2 protein-coding genes are annotated in these 1,082 nt (G+C 43.5%); both read right to left on the reverse strand.

What is annotated here, in order from left to right; translation table 11 throughout:
* Positions 1 to 413 (reverse strand): ATP-binding cassette domain-containing protein (locus tag DW793_RS14300; RefSeq protein WP_118158545.1); only part of this gene is annotated, 413 nt, incomplete at its 3' end.
* 64 nt (positions 414 to 477) lie between these two features.
* A partial coding sequence (locus DW793_RS14865; RefSeq protein ID WP_181988398.1) for a hypothetical protein occupies positions 478 to 1,082 on the reverse strand: 605 nt, incomplete at its 5' end.

The following is a 1,082-nucleotide window of genomic DNA, read 5'->3' on the forward strand; positions in this document are numbered from 1 at the left end:
AGTATCTCGGGGGAGTTAAGGATAGTCTGTGCAATGGCAAGGCGCTGTTTCATTCCGCCAGAAAATGACTTTATCTTGTCATCAAGATTTTCAGACAGATTCACAAGCCCCAGCACACGCCTTATCTCGTCCTCGATAAGCGGCTCGGGCATTCCTTTTAATAACGCCGAAAATCTGAGAAATTCATGGGCGGTGTAGCTTGGATAAAATGGCTGATATTGAAACTGAAAGCTCAGCTTTTCACGATATTTTTCGCCCATTTCAAAAACATCCTGCCCGTCAAGGGTCACACAGCCACCCGACTTTTTTATCACGCCCGATATGCAGTTCATTATGGTGGTCTTGCCTGCGCCATTCGGTCCAAGCAAAGCGTTTATGCCCGTATGAAATTCGCAGGTTATGCCCTTGAGCACCTGCTTTTTGCCGTATCTTTTGGATAAGTTTTCTACTCTAAAACGCTCATATCATCACCACTCCTTATCGGTCAAAGCTTTTTTCATAATATCCGCTGTATCTCCATGCAGTCAGTCCGCTCAAAATCGCTGCAAGATATATGAATACAGCTATCGCTTCCGAACAATCAAAAGCCCTCATATAGTCAAGGTTGTTAAGCTGCCCATTTACGCTTGTGACAGCCGCAAACATATAAGGCGAAAGTGCTCCCACATAATGTGCGGCGGCGGACATGACCGCTATCAGCCCAGAGGTCAGCATAACATATTTTTTCACAGAGCGCACTTGCTTTGCCACAAGCACGAAAATGCCGTAGGTTATAAAAAGCGACATAAGCCTTGTGACATATAGCCATATTATTGTGCCTCTAACAGTTAGCATTAAAGGCGCAAGGTCAAATTGCCACACGCTTTGTAAAGATGAGGTGCTGTACTTGCTCTGATGTAATGTTCCGCTTATAATAAGGTCTGCAAAAAAGCTCAGTGTGAACATTATAAATATCGCCACTGATAAAATTATCTCCCGTGACTTAAAAAACGCTGACGAATTTTTAGATATCCTTATCTGCTGATCCATTCGTTTTTCGTAACTGTCCGCAACAAAAACACCCACAAGCAACAGCACAAATA

It is taken from the genome of Ruminococcus sp. AM31-15AC (assembly GCF_003462045.1).
Taxonomy (GTDB): domain Bacteria; phylum Bacillota; class Clostridia; order Oscillospirales; family Ruminococcaceae; genus Hominimerdicola; species Hominimerdicola aceti.